The following is a 16,160-nucleotide window of genomic DNA, read 5'->3' on the forward strand; positions in this document are numbered from 1 at the left end:
TTAGTTCAGCTGTGATTTTCTGAATTCCAAAGGTCTCAGACCTGTCTGTTTCTTAAATAATTTTGTAAAATAAGAAGCATTCTCGAATCCTAAGTGATAGGCTATTTCCGCAACTCCCTTCTCTCCCAATCTCAATAGATTTTTAGCCTCTGAAATCAAAAATATATGAATGAGTTCCAAAGCAGTTTTCCCAGTTTCCTGTTTCAGTACGTCACTTAAATAACGTGGCGAAATAAACAGCTGGTCGGCAATATCGGTAACGCTTGGCAACCCGTTTTTTTCCAGACCTCTTTCATCAATATATTTTTTAAGGATATCATTGAATCTTGATGCTGTTTTTCCAATAACCTGTTCTCTGTCGATAAACTGTCTTTTGTAAAAGCGCTGTGCATATTTCAAAATCGATGATATATGACTCAAGATAATCTCACGGCTGTATTCATCGGGATTATTAAAATATTCGCCCTGAATTTTCGCGTGAAGCTCCAGAATAATCTGCTCTTCTTTTGGAGAAAGTTGCAGCGCTTCCGTTACATCGTAGTCAAAGAAGCCATAATTGTTAATGCTTTTAAAGAGCTCGTGACCGTTCAGATAATCTTCGTGAATCATCAACATATAGCCTTTTTCTTCAAATTCGAGGTCTTTCATTTCAATGATCTGCCGTGGTTTGGCAAAAAATAGACAGCCATTATCGTGGTCGTATTTTGTACGTCCGTACATAAACATCCCTGATTTTATTTTTTTGAAAGCGATAATGTAGCAATCTGTGGTAAATTCCCTATTTCCCAGCGGACAGGCCACCTGACAGCCGATCATACTAAAGAGCGGATGCTCCGGAGCGTCCCAGCCATTTCCGGTGTGCAATTCTGTGAGGGTTTTATAATGTTTCATTTTATTTTTTTCGAATGTTCGACAATCTCTTTCTATTACAACTTATTCTCTGAAGTTAAGCTAAAAAAGCAAACAGTACACTGTAGAAAACAATTTCTTTGCGCGCATCATTCCTAATAAATCTAATGCCCATGTGCGGCAATGCTGACCTCTTTCCAATTTTGGATATCGTTCAATCTTTTGGTGTAAACCTCATTGACTACGTGATAAGCAATTTTACCGAACAATAATCTTTGTGGAGGATTTTGATTGTCAATAAGATTCAAAACTGGCACTACTGTCGATTCAGGTTTTCCCCATGTATCAGGATTATCCCCTGTTTCCGCAAATGCCTCTCGTACTGGATTGTAATCGGTAATATCCGAAGAAGTCTGAACCGCTGAAGCTCCTGCCCAATCCGTTGCAAATCCATTAGGTTCAATTAATGTGGTTTTGATTCCCAAATGTGCTGTTTCTGAACCAATCGTTTCAATTAGTCCTTCGACTGCAAACTTTGAAGCATTGTACAATCCTAAAAGCGGTAGCGTCGTTAGTCCCAAAAAGCTGGAAATCTGAATGATATGCCCACTTCTTTGTTTTCTCATCACCGGTAAAATTGCTTGTGCTACCCAAAGTGAACCAAAAAAATTGGTTTCCATTTGGTCTCTCGCCTGCTGTTCTGTTGTTTCTTCCGTCGTTCCGAATAAACCAAAACCAGCATTATTAATCAAAACATCAATTCTTCCAAAGTGTTTTTCTACTTTCTCCACTACTTCAAAAACTTCTGTACGGTTGTTGACATCCAGTTTCACCGGAAGAATGCTGTCACCGTACTTCTCTTTTAAATCCTGCAACGCTTCAATATTTCTAGCGGAAGCAGCAACTTTATCGCCTCTTTTAAGTAAGGCCTCAGCCCATAATTTTCCAAATCCTTTGGAAGCTCCTGTTATAAAAATTATTTTGCTCATTGTTTTTTCTTTTTTTGTTAATCCAAAATTATCCTTATCCATACTCATACACTAACTCATTTCAGCTGAAGAATAGCACATAATTACGATATAGCTTTAGCTGTACACCTTAGTTAAAAAGAGAGCTCCTTCCATTTCTAAAAGAAGCTCTCACCAACACTTCAATTAAAACACTTATGATAAACTTTTTGCTGCCGGAAAATCAATCGGGATCTGGGTATTTGCAAAAACATAATTCGTAAAACTTCTAAGGGCAACCAAGGCTGTAAGTTCTACAAGCGCCTTCTCATCCAAACCAGCTTTATAGAAGTCTTCCAGTGCAGCATTTCCGGCATTGCCTTTATTGTTTGCGATCGATTGGGCAAGTTTTATAATGGCATCCAATTTAACATCCTCAACACTTCCCTTTCTGATTGCTAAAGTGTCCTCCTCACTAAAACCATTTAATTTAGCCAGCATGGTATGTGCAGCAAGACAATAATCACAATCATTTACCTGTGACACCACCAAGTTGATCGCTTCCCTTTCCTTTGCGGTGTAAGAAGAATGATGCGCTAAGGTTGCTTCTGTTTCCAGCATCGCTTTTAAAGCTGATGAAGAATATCCGATAGTAGCATAAAGGTTCGGGATCTTGCCCATTTTTTTCTCTACTGATGATAAAATGACCTGAGCTTCTTCGCTCAATTGTTCTTTGTTTGGAACTGTAATAGTTTTCATATTCTTATTATTTATTATTGGTTACTTGAATCTTTCAATTTCCCCCCGTCTAACGACTGATCTTTTAAAAATAAAAATCCCAAGGAAAGTCAAAACCACGATCAGTAGATTGACCATTGCAATGCTCTGAACATTTTTTATCTCAAATAAATTGATCAGGCCGTAACCGGCAATGGAACTAATGACGTAAATACCGCCGCCGGTCAGCCCGCTTGCTACTCCTGCATTCTTGCTAAAACGCTGTAAACAGTATGCATAGACATTATTAAAAATAAAGCCGGAAAGGAAATGAATAAGCAGCGTAAAAATAAGCAGTACATAAAATCCATTCGCCCCAAATGATATAAGGGTCATCAGGCCTGCGAAAATCAATTGTAGGATCACAGCTGTATTAATTTTTAAGAAGAGATTTTTGTTTATCAACACCTTTGAGGTGATTCCGCCCAGCATCAGTGCAATTCCTGAACCCAGCGAACTGTAGCCTGTCACAACAGGTGAATAACCATAAACTTTTTCGATAATAAACGGACTGCTGATCCCGTAAACAACGAGTAGTGAATAGCTCAGTCCGATAATAAGCAGCCCTACACTAAAATCCGCTGTCTTAAGCATACCTGAATAGACGTTTAGGATCTGCTTCCGGTTAAAGGACTGGAATTTCCGGAGCGATTCACCGGTATATCTCCACTCGAAAAACAGAACAGCTGCTGTCAAAAAGCCCAATATATAAAAATTCGACTGCCAGCCAAATGTTACCTGTAGATATCCGCCAATAAATGGTGCGACAATAGGAGCCGTTGCCCATACAATTGAAAATAGGCTCGTATAGTGCTTCAGCTTTTCACCACTGTACATATCCACAAAGAATGCCCTCTTTCCAACGATGATCAGCGATACTGTTATTCCCTGTATTATCCGCATTCCATAGATCACACCGATATGGGGAACCAGTGCAATGATAAAACTGGCGATTGAAAATACAATAAGGGCAAACAAATTGATCCTGTATCTCCCAAAGCTATCCAGTATACTCCCGATAAAAAGCTGGCTGAGTCCGGAGCTTACCATGAAAAGCAATAAAGAAAGCTGCACCTGCTGCATGGAAACGCCCAGATCACCTGCCATCGCCGGCAACGAGGGAATATAAATATCGGTGGTAAGTCCTCCAAGCGGAATGAGGATAAAGGCGAGCAGGGTGCTGATGTGTAAATATTCTATTTTTTGGGCTTTCATAACGATGTTGAACTATATGTAAAAAAGCACGGGATTACCCGTGCGCTGCTTCTGAAACATCTTTCCATTCCTTCCACTGTTGAAGTTTTTCACCATAAACCCTTTCTGTTTTGACATAACCCAATTTGCCCAAGAATAATCTTAACGGCGGATTTTCACTGTCAATCAGTGTTAAGATTGCTGGAACAGTAGCTTCAGGTGTACCGTAATCATCAGGGCCAAGTCCTTCAATTTTAGTTAGGCTTTCTTTCAGCGGATTATACACATCCAACTGATCGCCAAATACTGCCGAACTTCCACCAAATTCTGTTTTATAGCCATTTGGTTCGATAAGCGTTACATGGATACCAAAATCTTTTACCTCACTGGCCAGCGCTTCACTCAATCCTTCAACCGCAAATTTAGTAGCGTTGTAAATGCCTAAAGTCGGAAGGCTCCATACGCCCAGTACACTTGAAAGCTGGATGATATGCCCATGTACCTGCGCTCTGAGGATTGGCAGTGCTGCCTGTGTCACCCATAGTGTTCCGAACAGATTTGCATCGAAAACATCCCGGGCTACTTTTTCACCGATTTCTTCCACTGCACCAAAAACGCCATACCCCGCATTGTTGATCACCACATCAAGCTGACCGAAATGTTCGCTGGCTTTGTTTACGGCAGCAAATACAGCTTCTCTATCGGTAATATCCAACTGTAACGGTAATAACTGATCACCATACTTTTCTGATAATGCTGTAAAAGCATTCGCTTTTCTGGAAGTTGCCACGACGTTGTCCCCACGTTGCAATAGTGCTTCTGTCCAAAGTTTTCCAAATCCTGAAGTTGCTCCTGTTATAAAAATTGTCTTTGCCATGTTGTTATTGTTTAAATTATTATTTGTTATTTTGATAAGACAAAGTTATATCCAGAACCGGCCTCTGCTCTACTCCATATCAGCGGAAGAATAGCACAGATTTACGAAAATGTAATTTTGAAACATTTCAACAAGCAAATTCCTAAAATTAGAGACATTGGAAAAGATCAATCATTATAAAAGCATAACCGAACTTCATGAAAAAAGTGGCTTTGAAACTCCGAAGCATCCACTATTGAGCCTGATGACCTGTAAAGAACTTATGACCTATTCGGTCGGAGAAGACAGGTTCACCGGAGACTTTTATATGGTTGCTCTGAAAAAGATCAAATCGGGCTATGTGCTATATGGCAAAACGAAATATGACCACAGTAATGGATCCACCGTTTTTATGAAGCCAAGGCAAATTATTGAGGTCAGTAATGTACAGTTTGCAGAAAAGGGTTTTGTTATATTTTTTCATGAGGATTATCTGGCCGGCCATATTCTGCATGACCAGATCAAAAACTATGGCTATTTTGAGTATGAAATAAATGAAGCCCTGCACCTATCTCCTGCTGAGGAGGTTATCATGTGGGAACTCTATGAAAAAATACGCAAGGAATATGACGAAAATTCAGATGAATTCAGCCGTGAAATTATATTGTCACATATTGACTCCATCCTAAAATATTCCGACCGCTTTTATAAAAGACAGTTTGTGGATCGAAGTAATAACGTTTCGGGAACCACCCTAAAAAGGTTTCAGACAGTATTACAGAACTATTTTGATAAGAAGCTGCACCTTAAAGAAGGTTTGCCCACCGTAAATTATCTTGCGGGAGAACTTTTTCTATCAAGCAGGTATCTGAGCGATCTTCTTAAACAGGAAACCGGAAAAACCGCTCTGGAACATGTCCATATTTACCTGATTAAAGAGGCGAAAAATCTATTGCTGGGATCGGACAGCAACATTTCTGGCATAGCCTATGGTCTGGGATTTGAAAGCCCTTCATATTTTACCCGTTTGTTTAAAAAATTGGTGGGTATTACACCTGCCCAATTTAAGGAAACCAAAAATTGATTTCATAATTATGGGTAATAGTACAAAATGTTTGAAATTGACCTGCTCCTCCTCGTTGAAAAATTTGGTAGCCGCTTTGAATGCCTGTGGTTCTGTTGTGCTGATATTGATTCGTTTTTCCGTGTATCTTATTTTTTAATTTGATACTACAAATTTGGAAAATGGAGAGCCGGAAAAACTTAAAAGGCTTTAAGAAAAATTCTTTTTGCGGATTTCGCTGAGATACTCGGGTGTAAAGCCCAGGTAGGAAGCCACGAGATATTGAGGTACGCGCTGCAGAAATGCAGGCTGATTCTTGAGAAATTGACGGTATAGCTCCTCCCTGGAGTGCTCATAAAGCAGCTTGACGCGCATCTGTGCAGCGGCATAAGCTTTCTGATACACCATGCGAAAATACTTTTCCATGACCGGGTGCTTTTCCAGTAGATCATCGAGGGCATGTTGGCGAATGACCAGGACTTCTGTTGGCAGTACAGCCTGAATGTAAAACTCTGTGGCCGTCTGATTTATATAAGAGAAGGTCTCTGTCATCCACCAGTTTTCAATCGCGAATTCAGTCGTCTGCTGCACACCCTTTTCATTGATAAAAAACTTTCGCAGAATTCCATCCAGTACAAAATAACTGGCTTTGCAGATCTGCCCTTCGGTCAATACGTTTTCTTTCTTTTTAAGCGTCTGCTGCTCAAAATATCCGGTTATATCGGCAAATTCATCATCGGAAATCTTTATAAATTTATCCAGGTGTTTTTTGAATTGTTCACGCATCATTTAAAGTCTTTTTTGATCATCTTTAGCCCGTTTAAGATAATCAAAAATAATAAAATAACCTCATCATCCTTGGTGGCGCGGTCTGATCCATTTAGTATATTTACTTATCTATTGGATGGGAGATATTTGACAGACATTTTCAGTACGGCCAGCACTGTACATTATCGTTTGTAATTCAATAAAAGGCATAATACGTATAAATCAAGGAAAAATGTTTACAGTAGAACAAATAAAAGCTGCTCATAGCAAAGTAAAATCAGGTGCGGACTTTCCTGCCTATATCCAGGACATCAAAAAATTAGGCGTTACCGCTTACGACGTTTTTGTTGCGGATGGGCACACTGATTATTATGGGCATAATCACTACAGAACGAGCTCTCCAGCTAGTCATGAGCCATTGACCATTGGCAACACTGTTGAGGCAGAGCAGTTCAAAAAAGGCTTAAAAGAGCATCAGCAGGGCGAAACAGATTACCCCACTTTTATGGCGATGTGTGCAATATGTGGTATCGAAAAATGGACTGTCTTTCTTGACAAGATGACCTGTGCGTATTATGATAATGGCGGGAATGAAATTCTGGTAGAAGAGATACCTAGGCAAATCAACTAATTTCCCGAAAGTGGATCGGTGTCATCTGCATCGCTTTTTTGAAGAAATTATTAAAATGAGTAGCCTCTTTAAAACCTAAAGAATAAGCGATTTCCGAGACATTCCATTCGGTATGTCTCAGTAATATTTTAGCCTCCTGTAACAGGCGCTCCGCAATAATTGCGGAGGTTGTTTTTTCAGTAATCTCTTTGACGGCGCGATTAAGGTGATTGATATGGACGGAAAGCTGACCTGCGAATTCGCCTGGCGATCGAAAGCAGATCCGCTGCCTCAGATCTTCAATCGGAAACTGACGCTCTAAAAGTTCCAGGAACATATGCGTGATCCGTTGAGAAGCATTTGCCTGCTGCTTTTCAACTTTAGAAGCCGTTTTCATCCTATGCGTATAATGAAGTAGATCAAACACGAGATTTCTCAGCAGATCATATTTATGCGCATAATCCGACTCTAATCCAGCCTGCATCTTTAAGTATATCTGCTTTATATCTTCCAATTGCTCATCCGTGAGCTCAAAAACAGGTAAGGCGTTGGGTTTAAAGACTTCGTAGTCGTTTAGGTTGCCGAAGTGATGAAAAAATGATGCCGTAAAGACACAAAAAAATCCAGCTTTATAATCGTCAATCCATTCAAATTTGTAAGGGATCTGCGGATTTGTAAAAAATAAGGCCTGCCTTTTAATTTCAATGACCTTGTCAGCATAATGTATTCGGTTTCTACCGATAATCAGGGTAATCTTAAAATAATCTTTCCTGCTGTAGACCACAGGCTTAGTATGCTTCCCTATATATTCATCTATTTTAAAAACATTGAAATGCCCTACCCCATGACGGAAATTCTCGGGTATCCGGTCAAATTTAGATTGGTAAAACCCCTCCAGTGACTGCATTTTTTCCATAGGATAAATGTACGAAAATCAAATAAAAAACGCCGTCACTCAGTCATGACAACGCTTTTTATTTTAAGTATAAGATTTTCAATTAAAATCAGTGGAATAAGAAATATACTTATTGCTTTCTAATTCTTCTGAAAGCAGATTAACTTTTTCCGTTGCCCTTTTGTAGGCATCGCTTCCGAGGTAGAGCCGTACAGGCGGGTTGGGATTCTTTACCAAATCGATAAAAACCTGAGCCAGCAATTCCGGATTACCGATTTGCGATCCGTTCATGGCTGCATATTTTTCGTGGGAGCTTCTCACCGCAGTATAGCCATCAATTTTCTTTTCAGCAAAAACAAGGGAGTTTTCTTCCAGAAACTCCGTCCGGAATGCCCCCGGTGCCACCACTGTCACTTTAACACCAAACTCTTTCACATCCTCTGCCATCACCTCTGAAAGCCCTGTCACCGCATATTTCGTAGCAGCGTACATCGCCCAGCCCGTTCCCGGGGCAAAACCCGCAATAGATGAAATGTTGATAATATGGCCCGATTTCTGCTGCCTGAAGTAAGGCATCGCAGACTGCATCGTCTTAATTACAGCCATTACGTTAATGTCAAAACTATCCTTGATTTCTTCCTGACTTAATTCTTCCACAGCTCCACCGATCCCATAGCCGGCATTATTCACCAAAACGTCGATTTTCCCAAAGTGTGCAACCGTACGTTCAAAAGCTTCGTTGATGGATTTCTCACTTGTCAAATCCACTTCCAGCGGTAAGAACCGTGGCCCTTCAACATGTCCGACGGCGTCTATTAAACGCTGGGATTTTCGACTTGTTGCTGCCACGTTATACCCCGCTATGATGAGTTTTTTTACCAACGACACCCCCATTCCCTTGGAAGCCCCCGTTATAAACCATACTTTATTTGTCTCCATATCTAATTTATTTATAGGACAAAATTAGCACTTCAATAAATGTCAATAATAACTAAATCGAAGCAATAGATTACGAAAATCAAACAATTGAGTGTATTCCACAACAACTCAGCACTAGCCCGAGTCAACAAAATAATCACACCGTCAAAAGGAGGCCCAGATATTTTCGTACACTCATGTTAAAAATTTAGCCTTACTTTCATTAACTTCGTTAGTCTAACATTTCGGCTTATTTTATACCAACTTGCATACAGACCAACATGGATAAACGCGTAAAATTTGATTTTGAAGTATACTTTACCAATGGTGGCAGCCTCAGGGGCGAAGATTTCCGCTTGGATATCAACGGCGATACGATCAGCGACACGGAGCTCGCCGACTATATTATTCAAGATCTCCGGCTGCTGATGGCTGGAAAAGTAAATATCCTCAATAAGGAAATATTTGAAGAAGCCCATAAGCGTAAAGTTGCGCCGGCAGAAAACGCAACGGAACAGCTTATTGACCTCAGCCATACGATCGAAAACGGCCTTGTCACCTACAAAGGGCTGCCCGCCCCCATTATCTGCGATTACCTATCCAGAGCCGACTCCAGGAGCTATTACGATGAAGGCACCGAATTTCAGATCGGCAAAATAGAGATGGTCAGTAATACCGGCACCTATATTGACTGCCCTTTTCACCGCTATGAACATGGCAAGGATACCTCCGAAATGGACTTAAAGGCTTTTGTGGATCTGGACGCAGTTGTCATCAGGGTTCCCTACCGCAATGGACTGGCCATTACCGATGAGCAGCTCAAAAACAGGGAGATCAGAAACCGTGCCGTACTGATCCATACCGGATGGGATAGCTATTGGAATACCGAAGCCTATTATGAAAACCATCCTTACCTGACCGCAGCAGCAGCAACGTACCTCGTCGAATGTGGTGTTAAACTGGTGGGCATTGATTCACACAATATCGATGATACCAGTGGACGATCACGTCCGGTGCATTCCACTCTTCTGGGGTCAGAGATCCTGATTGTCGAACATTTGTGCCATCTGGACCTACTGCCTGACGACAACTTTACGTTTACGGCCGCTCCACCGAAGTTTAAAGGTGTAGGGACATTTCCTGTACGTGCATTTGCCAAGCTGAAAAAGGATGTGGCTGGATAGAAGCTTTATGATAAGAACGCCAAGCGCCAAACCATATATGTTAAATTAAATACAAGAAAAAAAATGGGTCAATACTTTTGGATTGCCATACCTGCAGAGCTGTTTTTCCAGTATTGCGGCGAAACGATGGAAAAACATCGTGCACACGCCTATATTGAAATGATAAACCGTCGTTCGGGCAAGCGGAATTATGTGAAATATAGCAAGGAAAATCAGGCGGATTTTTTGAAAAGCTTTTCATCCGCCGATTATTATGGATTTTTTCTGTCCACCTATCCTTTTTCAGATCGGGAAACTAACGTAGATTCAAGTGTCTTCTATGATTCACCTGTAGCCGAATATACAATAGCAGGAAGCGGCGGTTATGAAACTGACCGGGCAAGAGAAATCATCCATTTGCGGCAGATCATGAAGCAAGCTGACAAATCCGCAAAAGCTTTTTTTGCGGCCTTGCAGCGCAACCTCAAAAAGATCCCCGATCTACGCGATACCTTGAGCAGCGGAAATAAAACCCATTTTTACCTGCCTACATTAAAAAGTATCATTCCACAAAACGCGCATAGCCGGCTTATAGAAATACCTTGGGAAGAACACTGTCTCAGCCAAGAGCTCGTGTACCGACAAGAATAGTGATCGTATAGCCTCATGTATACCTCGACCGAAAATGCTGTTCGTTTAATTTTGAATAGGCGCTTGTATCAAGATAATTTTTTTATTTTGTATTGATCAATTATAAATTTCATTACCTTAGGATATTGTTCAAAGAAAAATTTGAAAATCAAGACAATAAAGTTATTGCAATAGTATTAGGTAAAGAAAAAAATTTTTATGAAAATAACACTTAAGGTCGCTTCATTATTATTTTCGGCTGCCATTTTCATGTATGGATGCAACAAGGACAACAATATACCCGAGACACCAGAAAAGGTTATAGAAAAGCCCGAAGAGCCAGTCAAAGCCATAAGAGATACCTTTCTGTTTTTACGGAAAGATGTTATCGTATTCAAAGCATATAAAGGGTCGGTCAAGGGCGGTGTTGATATATCTGTGCAAGAGAGACCCGAAACTTTTTGGAATTCCAGCAAGCTGTCCAGTTATCTTTATGATACACTTACTGTTACCAAAGACAGTACCTTCGAGAGGCCTTATAAGTATGAAATCAATAATTTTAGGTTCGAGCAACGCAAGGACAGTATTTTTCGGTGGAATCGTTATGCAAGATTTTGGGAGTTTTATGGTATGCACAAGAAAGATACAGTCGAACAATATGTACGCTTTTATAGTTTTCAAAAGTACACGCCACCCTATTTATATGCTGAAAATGGTCACAATTCGGGGGAAATATCATATTCCTATTATTTCAATGACAATAAATACCTTTTTAAAGGCCCTGAAGATATGAAAAATGACAACGATGAGGTAGCCTGGTACGGCATCAAATATATCTACGTTAAAAAGAAATAGCTTATTCTATAGGCGACAGGATCCGATTACGAAAAATGGAAGCACCACATACGATGCTTCCATTTTTTGTAGGCTAAAGCCGCTTACTTTCGTCCTTTTGGTTTCCACTGTCCCAGCAACCTGCTTGTGGCAAAGCTTACAAGCGTACCAAGTGCAGCGGTAAGGACAGTTTGTAGTACATCACCCAGCGAGATACTCGCCCAGATGGAGCAGATTGTTCCACCGATAGTGGAGATACGGATATCATTCAGCTTCATCGGCTTCACTCCTTTCCAGTGCTTCCTTCGAGCCTTTCTCAGGTATGTCGTCAGCCTCCGGCGGGGGCTTATCATCATCCAATACTGTCTCCACGATCCCCAGTCCCAAAGCCAGGTATTTTAATATATTCCCGACCTTACCCGGTAATTTAACAGGCGCGGCCAGCACCAGCTGCAGCACCTGTCCTATTTTGTTAAATATTTTTTTCATCCTTTTTGTATTTTAAATAGACAGGATGAGCGGTTGATAGCATTATATTCCGACTGCCAATCCCCATCCTCCAACACACACTTTTCGTTAAGCTAAGGAGATCATGGAATTGAAAGCCTTGCGTTCCGACTGCCTATCGCTGACGCAAGATGAGGGTAGCATAAATCATTGTCCGAGCATAGCGAGTTTGATTTATGCCGTCATCTTGCTAAGAAGATGGCAAAAAGGAATGCAGCAGCTAATTCCAGATCTCCAAAGCCTTATCGAATACTCAAATACACTTCATCCCCCATATCCCACAGGCTATACACCAGCGCTTTGAGTTTGGCCAGCGCTTTACCGCTGCCGGTCCCCTGTCCTTCACCGATCAGACTGGTAACCGGAGCGATGCAACCGAGCAGTTCGTCCTTGGCATTGTTAGCCGCGTGTATCAGGATACCTTCACGGTTTAGTACGTTCGGGATACCGATCTGCTCGCCGTGCCGCTGGTAACGGATTTTTTCCAGTTTGTACTGACCGATCGGAATACAGCTGATCCGCCTGATGTTATTGCGGTCAGGCAACTCGATGGTATGGCAGATATGCTCACCGTTGTACGTGATCGCTCCATTTGTTCCCTCAGCCCCATATTTCCGACGGAGCTTGAGAGTGTGTCTGTTGTTCATGACAGGCTATTATGGAATGTCTACCTCGGCGATGGTCATGGCATTATATGGGTTGTTCTTGAGTGGATAGAATTCCCCATTAACCTCCTGATACATCGAAATACCGACAATGATGTAAACCACTTTTGTGGCATCTACGACTAATGGTGCCTGTAGTGTCTCCTCGGCGTGCACACCAATCAGCGGAATGTAGCCCGATTTGACCATGACCGGACGTGGAGGTACTTCATCCGTACTCAGCTCGGCAGCGGCCAGTGTAAACAACATGTGCGTCGCCCCATTCAGTAGCATGACATCATTTTGAGGGTTAAACTCCGGAATGACTAGCGTAGCATGGCCTGTTGCACGGTCGTAAGCTACTTCCAGCTTTTCGCCTAATAGCATTTTTAAGCTGCTGGCCTGGTTGAATTCAAAACCTTTGAGCATAGCGCTGTTCTCCCCCAAAAAGATCCGCTCCCCACGGGCATTGGAAGAGTCTGCTTTCTGGATCCGGTGTACCAATGCTGTCAGGCGGTTGCGCATCGTGTTGTCCGCGAAGGTGCGAAGCAGGTTGTTGAGCTGAATCCTGATCAGCTTGGCACTAGTAGCTGCGGATCCAAACTCAGCCATGTTCTCACGTGTACGCTGAAAATTGGGATCCGACTGGATCCTAGCTTTGTCCACTCCGCCTTTCATGCGGACTTCATAACCGCGACTGCGGTGTTTGCTAAAAGAAAGATCCCCGACCTTTCCTCTAACCTTGATTAAACTTTCTTGTTTTGCCATGATATTATGTTTTTAATGACAACACAAAGATGTAGAGACTGGAAACGAGCACTGTCCAAAATGGCCAGATATGGCCAACATGGCTTAAATTGACATGATATGACTCGAAATGACAGGATATGGCACCATTTGTACTTGATGTCCTAGCGTTTAACTACTGTAAGTCTATCAGGGATGTAATGAAAAGGTACCAATGCTCTACCAAAAAGGTACTAGAGAACTACCAAATAGTTACTAGATAGCCACAGTTATCAGTAGCCTAATCGTAGATAATATACGAATAGATTGTAGGCGCTGCGCCAAAGCCGCCTACCGCGATATCGGAAGATAGTATATATTAAAGAATGACAAATATAATCGTATGTAACAGATTAATTAAGCATATTCAAAATATTGTAATACAAATATTTAAAACAAAACAAATACAAAGATCGTTAATTGTAAATTATTAACTTTCTTTCTTAAGGGCTGTCCGTAAAACCGAGCAATGCACAAATATGGACAGAGAGGTATCCAGCTGACAGGAGAATCATCGTACCACTAGGTATTGTCCACGGCATACCCCACTATGTCCCTAGACAATCCCACAGCCTTATTTCCTATGACTAAAAAATACCGACTGTGTATCAGTGCAAAGTATGTTGCTACCGTACTAGACCTTAGTCCCAGACAGGCGCAGCGCAAATACCAGCAGGCAAAAGATGCCTATGGCAAGGCCAGGCACCAGCACCTTACCGTACATGAATTTGCAGCATACTATGACTTGCCGTTAGCGGAAGTTATTGAGCGACTTTAAATGTTTAAAGTCATGATCAAGGGGCGCAAACTCGCCCCTTACTCTGATCTTGCATTCACCAATGCCCATTCTTCCCTCATCTTTAGCAGTCTATTATAAGCCTCAGCTGGTACTTTCAACTGCTCCTGATGTGCACCAAATAACTCCACAATATAATCACTCCCGACTCTGTGTTGATCTTTTATAGCCAAATGCTGTATCAACAGCCCCCGACCGGCGCGGAAAAATAAATTGGGCCATTGTTTCTCGATTTTTGCCAATGAATCTATATCAACCGTACCCTCGCGGCCATCCAGCAGACGTACATCCACCAACTTGGACTTGGCGGATCCTTCTTTCAGATAAAAATACGCGATCTGCGGTATTCTTACCCGTTCATTGACAGCACCTATCATTACCTCAACTTGTTCAGTGGCCTCTTTGAGACAGGCTTTTAGTCTATTTTCATGGATACTTAAACGATCGTGGTTGGCACGCAATCGCTGCTTCCGACTTCTAAGTTCATTCAATTCATTTTCATAATATAGCCGAAGCTCATTACTATTTTTTTCCGCTGCTCTTATCTGCTCCTCTTTTTGCAGATGCCACTTTTGCATTACTTTTACCCGCTTTTCCCTATAGTTACTAATCTTTCTTTCCTTTCGAAAGGCATAATAAAATTGAACCATAATCAGGCAGAACATAACGACAACAAAGTCCCTTTCAAAATAATCCTTTTGTTGCAAATCTACACCAAACAGAGCCAAATAGATTTTATAGACTACTCTCAGCGCAATAGCGCCCAAAAGAAGCACCAGGATCAGAAATTGGAGCGGATAACGAAATATTTCATTTTGTCCGAGAAATGTGTGCGAGTCAAGTTTGTATATGACGAAGGCAACAGCCACTATCGCCAATAGCATTAAAACCCAACTAAAAAGAAATACCAAACCATGTTTTTCCATAGTTATACTCGAAAACAAAGCTTCTTCAGTCGTGTAAAACGTGACCAGAAAAGAGGAAATACAAGCTAATAGTAATATTATACCCAAATTTCCATACCAGGAGCGAAAGAAAGATTTAAGTGTTATCATAATAGGCTTACAACAAAATTAACCTCAAAGTTAATAATACGTATCCTCAATGAAAGTAACGTTTCCTTTACACACTATCATAGATTCAATTAATGGCTTCGTAGCGTTTGCAAATGCGTTTAAGTGGCTTTCAAGCGTGTTTCATACTTGTTTCGACGAAACCAATTTCATTTTCACCGATCTCAGACTTCATTTCCTTCACTTTTTAGGGATTAGGTTTTAGATTCGCTGTTCGATCGAATTATAGAACTAATTTAATTTTTTAACAACGGTGAATACTAATTGTCTAGGACATAGCCTTGGCATGCTGCTATTGTCTGAGCTTTAGGAACCGCCAAACAGACTAAAGAGTATGAAGAAATACACATTAGATAAGGAAGGTGTCAGGCAATGGTTAGAACAGCTATACGGCTCAACCATCGAACTCCAGATGATGGAGCAAAATCTGATCCTACTCAGCCTGCACAGCTGGCTTATGTCTCGCTTTGAACTTTCGGAGAGCCAAGTTGAGTATCTGATATCGTTATCATCAGACTTCAAAAACAATCTTGCCCAAGAGATCGCCTTTGCGATCAACAATCGTGCGGACATCACTTTGGATAAGCAGACCAATGAAAAAAGTACCAGCACTCTATCCCGAGATTCGGTCAAGGTGACCGAGTATGAGTCAAACAAGATTCAGTCAGATACTCCAGAGATACCAGTAGAATCTGAAGCGAATGAAATCTTCAGCCACCGATTAGAGGGGCATCTGATTGTCAGGATTTACTATAAACTACTATAGATTATTTAAAATAACCTAACAAACGCCATGGGCCATATCTCTCTCATGGCGTTTTTGCTTTTTCGTGAACTATTCATTTACAGT

At 41.2% G+C, this 16,160-nt stretch carries 20 protein-coding genes; 7 read left to right on the forward strand and 13 right to left on the reverse strand.

The genetic code is table 11. The annotated features are described in order from the left end of the window. The 5 genes from BWD42_RS04975 to BWD42_RS04995 all read right to left on the reverse strand — a co-directional run bounded on the left by BWD42_RS04975 (position 1) and on the right by BWD42_RS04995 (position 4,644). Positions 1-891, reverse strand: coding sequence for a helix-turn-helix domain-containing protein (locus BWD42_RS04975; RefSeq protein ID WP_077433724.1), 891 nt, complete (start codon positions 889-891; stop codon positions 1-3). A 122-nt stretch (positions 892-1,013) separates the two neighbouring features. Next, positions 1,014-1,838 (reverse strand): SDR family NAD(P)-dependent oxidoreductase, encoded by an 825-nt coding sequence (locus tag BWD42_RS04980; protein WP_077435763.1) that lies wholly within the window; start codon positions 1,836-1,838, stop codon positions 1,014-1,016. Positions 1,839-2,012: 174 nt separating this feature from the next. Next, a complete protein-coding gene (locus tag BWD42_RS04985; RefSeq protein WP_077433726.1) occupies positions 2,013-2,555 on the reverse strand; it encodes a carboxymuconolactone decarboxylase family protein in 543 nt (180 codons plus the stop codon). A 21-nt stretch (positions 2,556-2,576) separates the two neighbouring features. Continuing rightward, the gene (locus tag BWD42_RS04990) at positions 2,577-3,788 is read right to left on the reverse strand and encodes an MFS transporter (RefSeq protein WP_077433728.1); all 1,212 of its coding nucleotides are present in this window, start codon (positions 3,786-3,788) and stop codon (positions 2,577-2,579) included. A gap of 34 nt (positions 3,789-3,822) precedes the next feature. Then, the gene (locus tag BWD42_RS04995) at positions 3,823-4,644 is read right to left on the reverse strand and encodes an SDR family NAD(P)-dependent oxidoreductase (protein WP_077433730.1); all 822 of its coding nucleotides are present in this window, start codon (positions 4,642-4,644) and stop codon (positions 3,823-3,825) included. Positions 4,645-4,801: 157 nt separating this feature from the next. Here BWD42_RS04995 and BWD42_RS05000 point away from each other — a divergent pair, with 157 nt between their 5' ends. Beyond that, positions 4,802-5,707 (forward strand): helix-turn-helix domain-containing protein, encoded by a 906-nt coding sequence (locus BWD42_RS05000; protein WP_077433732.1) that lies wholly within the window; start codon positions 4,802-4,804, stop codon positions 5,705-5,707. 189 nt (positions 5,708-5,896) lie between these two features. Here the strand turns inward: BWD42_RS05000 and BWD42_RS05005 are convergent, their stop codons facing one another. Then, entirely contained in the window at positions 5,897-6,475 is a 579-nt protein-coding gene (locus tag BWD42_RS05005) for a Crp/Fnr family transcriptional regulator (RefSeq protein WP_317041791.1), read from the reverse strand. A gap of 211 nt (positions 6,476-6,686) precedes the next feature. On the opposite strand from BWD42_RS05005, the gene BWD42_RS05010 reads away from it, so the two are divergent. Further along, on the forward strand, positions 6,687-7,085 hold the full coding sequence (locus BWD42_RS05010; RefSeq protein ID WP_077433736.1) for a DUF1398 domain-containing protein: 399 nt from the start codon (positions 6,687-6,689) through the stop codon (positions 7,083-7,085). On the opposite strand, the gene BWD42_RS05015 is transcribed toward BWD42_RS05010, so the two are convergent. Next, on the reverse strand, positions 7,078-7,980 hold the full coding sequence (locus tag BWD42_RS05015; RefSeq protein WP_077433738.1) for a helix-turn-helix domain-containing protein: 903 nt from the start codon (positions 7,978-7,980) through the stop codon (positions 7,078-7,080). The two genes, BWD42_RS05010 and BWD42_RS05015, sit on opposite strands and share 8 nt — an antisense overlap. A 78-nt stretch (positions 7,981-8,058) precedes the next feature. Beyond that, complete coding sequence (locus tag BWD42_RS05020) at positions 8,059-8,898, reverse strand: SDR family oxidoreductase (protein ID WP_077433740.1); 840 nt, start codon at positions 8,896-8,898, stop codon at positions 8,059-8,061. A 260-nt stretch (positions 8,899-9,158) separates the two neighbouring features. Between BWD42_RS05020 and BWD42_RS05025 the strand changes: the two genes are divergently transcribed. The 3 genes from BWD42_RS05025 (at position 9,159) to BWD42_RS05035 (ending at position 11,525) form a co-directional block, all read left to right on the forward strand. Further along, positions 9,159-10,061: a cyclase family protein gene (locus BWD42_RS05025; RefSeq protein ID WP_077433742.1), complete on the forward strand. Its 903-nt coding sequence runs from the start codon at positions 9,159-9,161 to the stop codon at positions 10,059-10,061. Positions 10,062-10,124: 63 nt separating this feature from the next. Further along, complete coding sequence (locus BWD42_RS05030) at positions 10,125-10,691, forward strand: hypothetical protein (protein WP_077433744.1); 567 nt, start codon at positions 10,125-10,127, stop codon at positions 10,689-10,691. Between the two features lie 198 nt (positions 10,692-10,889). After that, positions 10,890-11,525, forward strand: a complete 636-nt coding sequence (locus BWD42_RS05035; protein WP_077433746.1) for a hypothetical protein — start codon at positions 10,890-10,892, stop codon at positions 11,523-11,525. An 83-nt stretch (positions 11,526-11,608) separates the two neighbouring features. Here BWD42_RS05035 and BWD42_RS24635 read toward each other — a convergent pair whose 3' ends face one another. The 4 genes from BWD42_RS24635 to BWD42_RS05050 form a co-directional block, all read right to left on the reverse strand. Beyond that, positions 11,609-11,782 (reverse strand): hypothetical protein, encoded by a 174-nt coding sequence (locus BWD42_RS24635; RefSeq protein ID WP_175991955.1) that lies wholly within the window; start codon positions 11,780-11,782, stop codon positions 11,609-11,611. Beyond that, positions 11,769-11,993: a hypothetical protein gene (locus BWD42_RS05040; protein ID WP_077433748.1), complete on the reverse strand. Its 225-nt coding sequence runs from the start codon at positions 11,991-11,993 to the stop codon at positions 11,769-11,771. Before BWD42_RS05040 ends, BWD42_RS24635 begins: the two co-directional genes overlap by 14 nt. Positions 11,994-12,253: 260 nt before the next feature. Beyond that, positions 12,254-12,658, reverse strand: a complete 405-nt coding sequence (locus BWD42_RS05045) for a DUF5675 family protein (protein WP_077433750.1) — start codon at positions 12,656-12,658, stop codon at positions 12,254-12,256. A gap of 9 nt (positions 12,659-12,667) precedes the next feature. Continuing rightward, a complete protein-coding gene (locus tag BWD42_RS05050) occupies positions 12,668-13,423 on the reverse strand; it encodes a hypothetical protein (protein WP_077433752.1) in 756 nt (251 codons plus the stop codon). 601 nt (positions 13,424-14,024) lie between these two features. Here BWD42_RS05050 and BWD42_RS05055 point away from each other — a divergent pair. Further along, the gene (locus BWD42_RS05055) at positions 14,025-14,219 is read left to right on the forward strand and encodes a hypothetical protein (RefSeq protein WP_139351021.1); all 195 of its coding nucleotides are present in this window, start codon (positions 14,025-14,027) and stop codon (positions 14,217-14,219) included. 38 nt (positions 14,220-14,257) lie between these two features. On the opposite strand, the gene BWD42_RS05060 is transcribed toward BWD42_RS05055, so the two are convergent. Then, complete coding sequence (locus BWD42_RS05060; protein ID WP_077433756.1) at positions 14,258-15,163, reverse strand: hypothetical protein; 906 nt, start codon at positions 15,161-15,163, stop codon at positions 14,258-14,260. A gap of 481 nt (positions 15,164-15,644) precedes the next feature. On the opposite strand from BWD42_RS05060, the gene BWD42_RS05065 reads away from it, so the two are divergent. Beyond that, entirely contained in the window at positions 15,645-16,076 is a 432-nt protein-coding gene (locus BWD42_RS05065; protein WP_077433758.1) for a hypothetical protein, read from the forward strand. Positions 16,077-16,160 lie beyond the last annotated feature (84 nt).

This window comes from Sphingobacterium sp. CZ-UAM (assembly GCF_002000245.1).
Lineage (GTDB): Bacteria > Bacteroidota > Bacteroidia > Sphingobacteriales > Sphingobacteriaceae > Sphingobacterium.

What these genes read in the sequence shown, in the direction of transcription:
- BWD42_RS05050 (WP_077433752.1), bottom strand. Translation starts at nt 13,423, where the DNA reads ATGGCAAAACAAGAAAGTTTAATCAAGGTTAGAGGAAAGGTCGGGGAT.
- BWD42_RS05010 (WP_077433736.1), top strand. Translation starts at nt 6,687, where the DNA reads ATGTTTACAGTAGAACAAATAAAAGCTGCTCATAGCAAAGTAAAATCA.
- BWD42_RS05020 (WP_077433740.1), bottom strand. Translation starts at nt 8,898, where the DNA reads ATGGAGACAAATAAAGTATGGTTTATAACGGGGGCTTCCAAGGGAATG.
- BWD42_RS04995 (WP_077433730.1), bottom strand. Translation starts at nt 4,644, where the DNA reads ATGGCAAAGACAATTTTTATAACAGGAGCAACTTCAGGATTTGGAAAA.
- BWD42_RS04990 (WP_077433728.1), bottom strand. Translation starts at nt 3,788, where the DNA reads ATGAAAGCCCAAAAAATAGAATATTTACACATCAGCACCCTGCTCGCC.
- BWD42_RS05045 (WP_077433750.1), bottom strand. Translation starts at nt 12,658, where the DNA reads ATGAACAACAGACACACTCTCAAGCTCCGTCGGAAATATGGGGCTGAG.
- BWD42_RS05040 (WP_077433748.1), bottom strand. Translation starts at nt 11,993, where the DNA reads ATGAAAAAAATATTTAACAAAATAGGACAGGTGCTGCAGCTGGTGCTG.
- BWD42_RS05060 (WP_077433756.1), bottom strand. Translation starts at nt 15,163, where the DNA reads ATGGAAAAACATGGTTTGGTATTTCTTTTTAGTTGGGTTTTAATGCTA.
- BWD42_RS05005 (WP_317041791.1), bottom strand. Translation starts at nt 6,475, where the DNA reads ATGATGCGTGAACAATTCAAAAAACACCTGGATAAATTTATAAAGATT.
- BWD42_RS05015 (WP_077433738.1), bottom strand. Translation starts at nt 7,980, where the DNA reads ATGGAAAAAATGCAGTCACTGGAGGGGTTTTACCAATCTAAATTTGAC.
- BWD42_RS05055 (WP_139351021.1), top strand. Translation starts at nt 14,025, where the DNA reads ATGACTAAAAAATACCGACTGTGTATCAGTGCAAAGTATGTTGCTACC.
- BWD42_RS05035 (WP_077433746.1), top strand. Translation starts at nt 10,890, where the DNA reads ATGAAAATAACACTTAAGGTCGCTTCATTATTATTTTCGGCTGCCATT.
- BWD42_RS04985 (WP_077433726.1), bottom strand. Translation starts at nt 2,555, where the DNA reads ATGAAAACTATTACAGTTCCAAACAAAGAACAATTGAGCGAAGAAGCT.
- BWD42_RS05065 (WP_077433758.1), top strand. Translation starts at nt 15,645, where the DNA reads ATGAAGAAATACACATTAGATAAGGAAGGTGTCAGGCAATGGTTAGAA.
- BWD42_RS05030 (WP_077433744.1), top strand. Translation starts at nt 10,125, where the DNA reads ATGGGTCAATACTTTTGGATTGCCATACCTGCAGAGCTGTTTTTCCAG.
- BWD42_RS05025 (WP_077433742.1), top strand. Translation starts at nt 9,159, where the DNA reads ATGGATAAACGCGTAAAATTTGATTTTGAAGTATACTTTACCAATGGT.
- BWD42_RS04975 (WP_077433724.1), bottom strand. Translation starts at nt 891, where the DNA reads ATGAAACATTATAAAACCCTCACAGAATTGCACACCGGAAATGGCTGG.
- BWD42_RS04980 (WP_077435763.1), bottom strand. Translation starts at nt 1,838, where the DNA reads ATGAGCAAAATAATTTTTATAACAGGAGCTTCCAAAGGATTTGGAAAA.
- BWD42_RS24635 (WP_175991955.1), bottom strand. Translation starts at nt 11,782, where the DNA reads ATGAAGCTGAATGATATCCGTATCTCCACTATCGGTGGAACAATCTGC.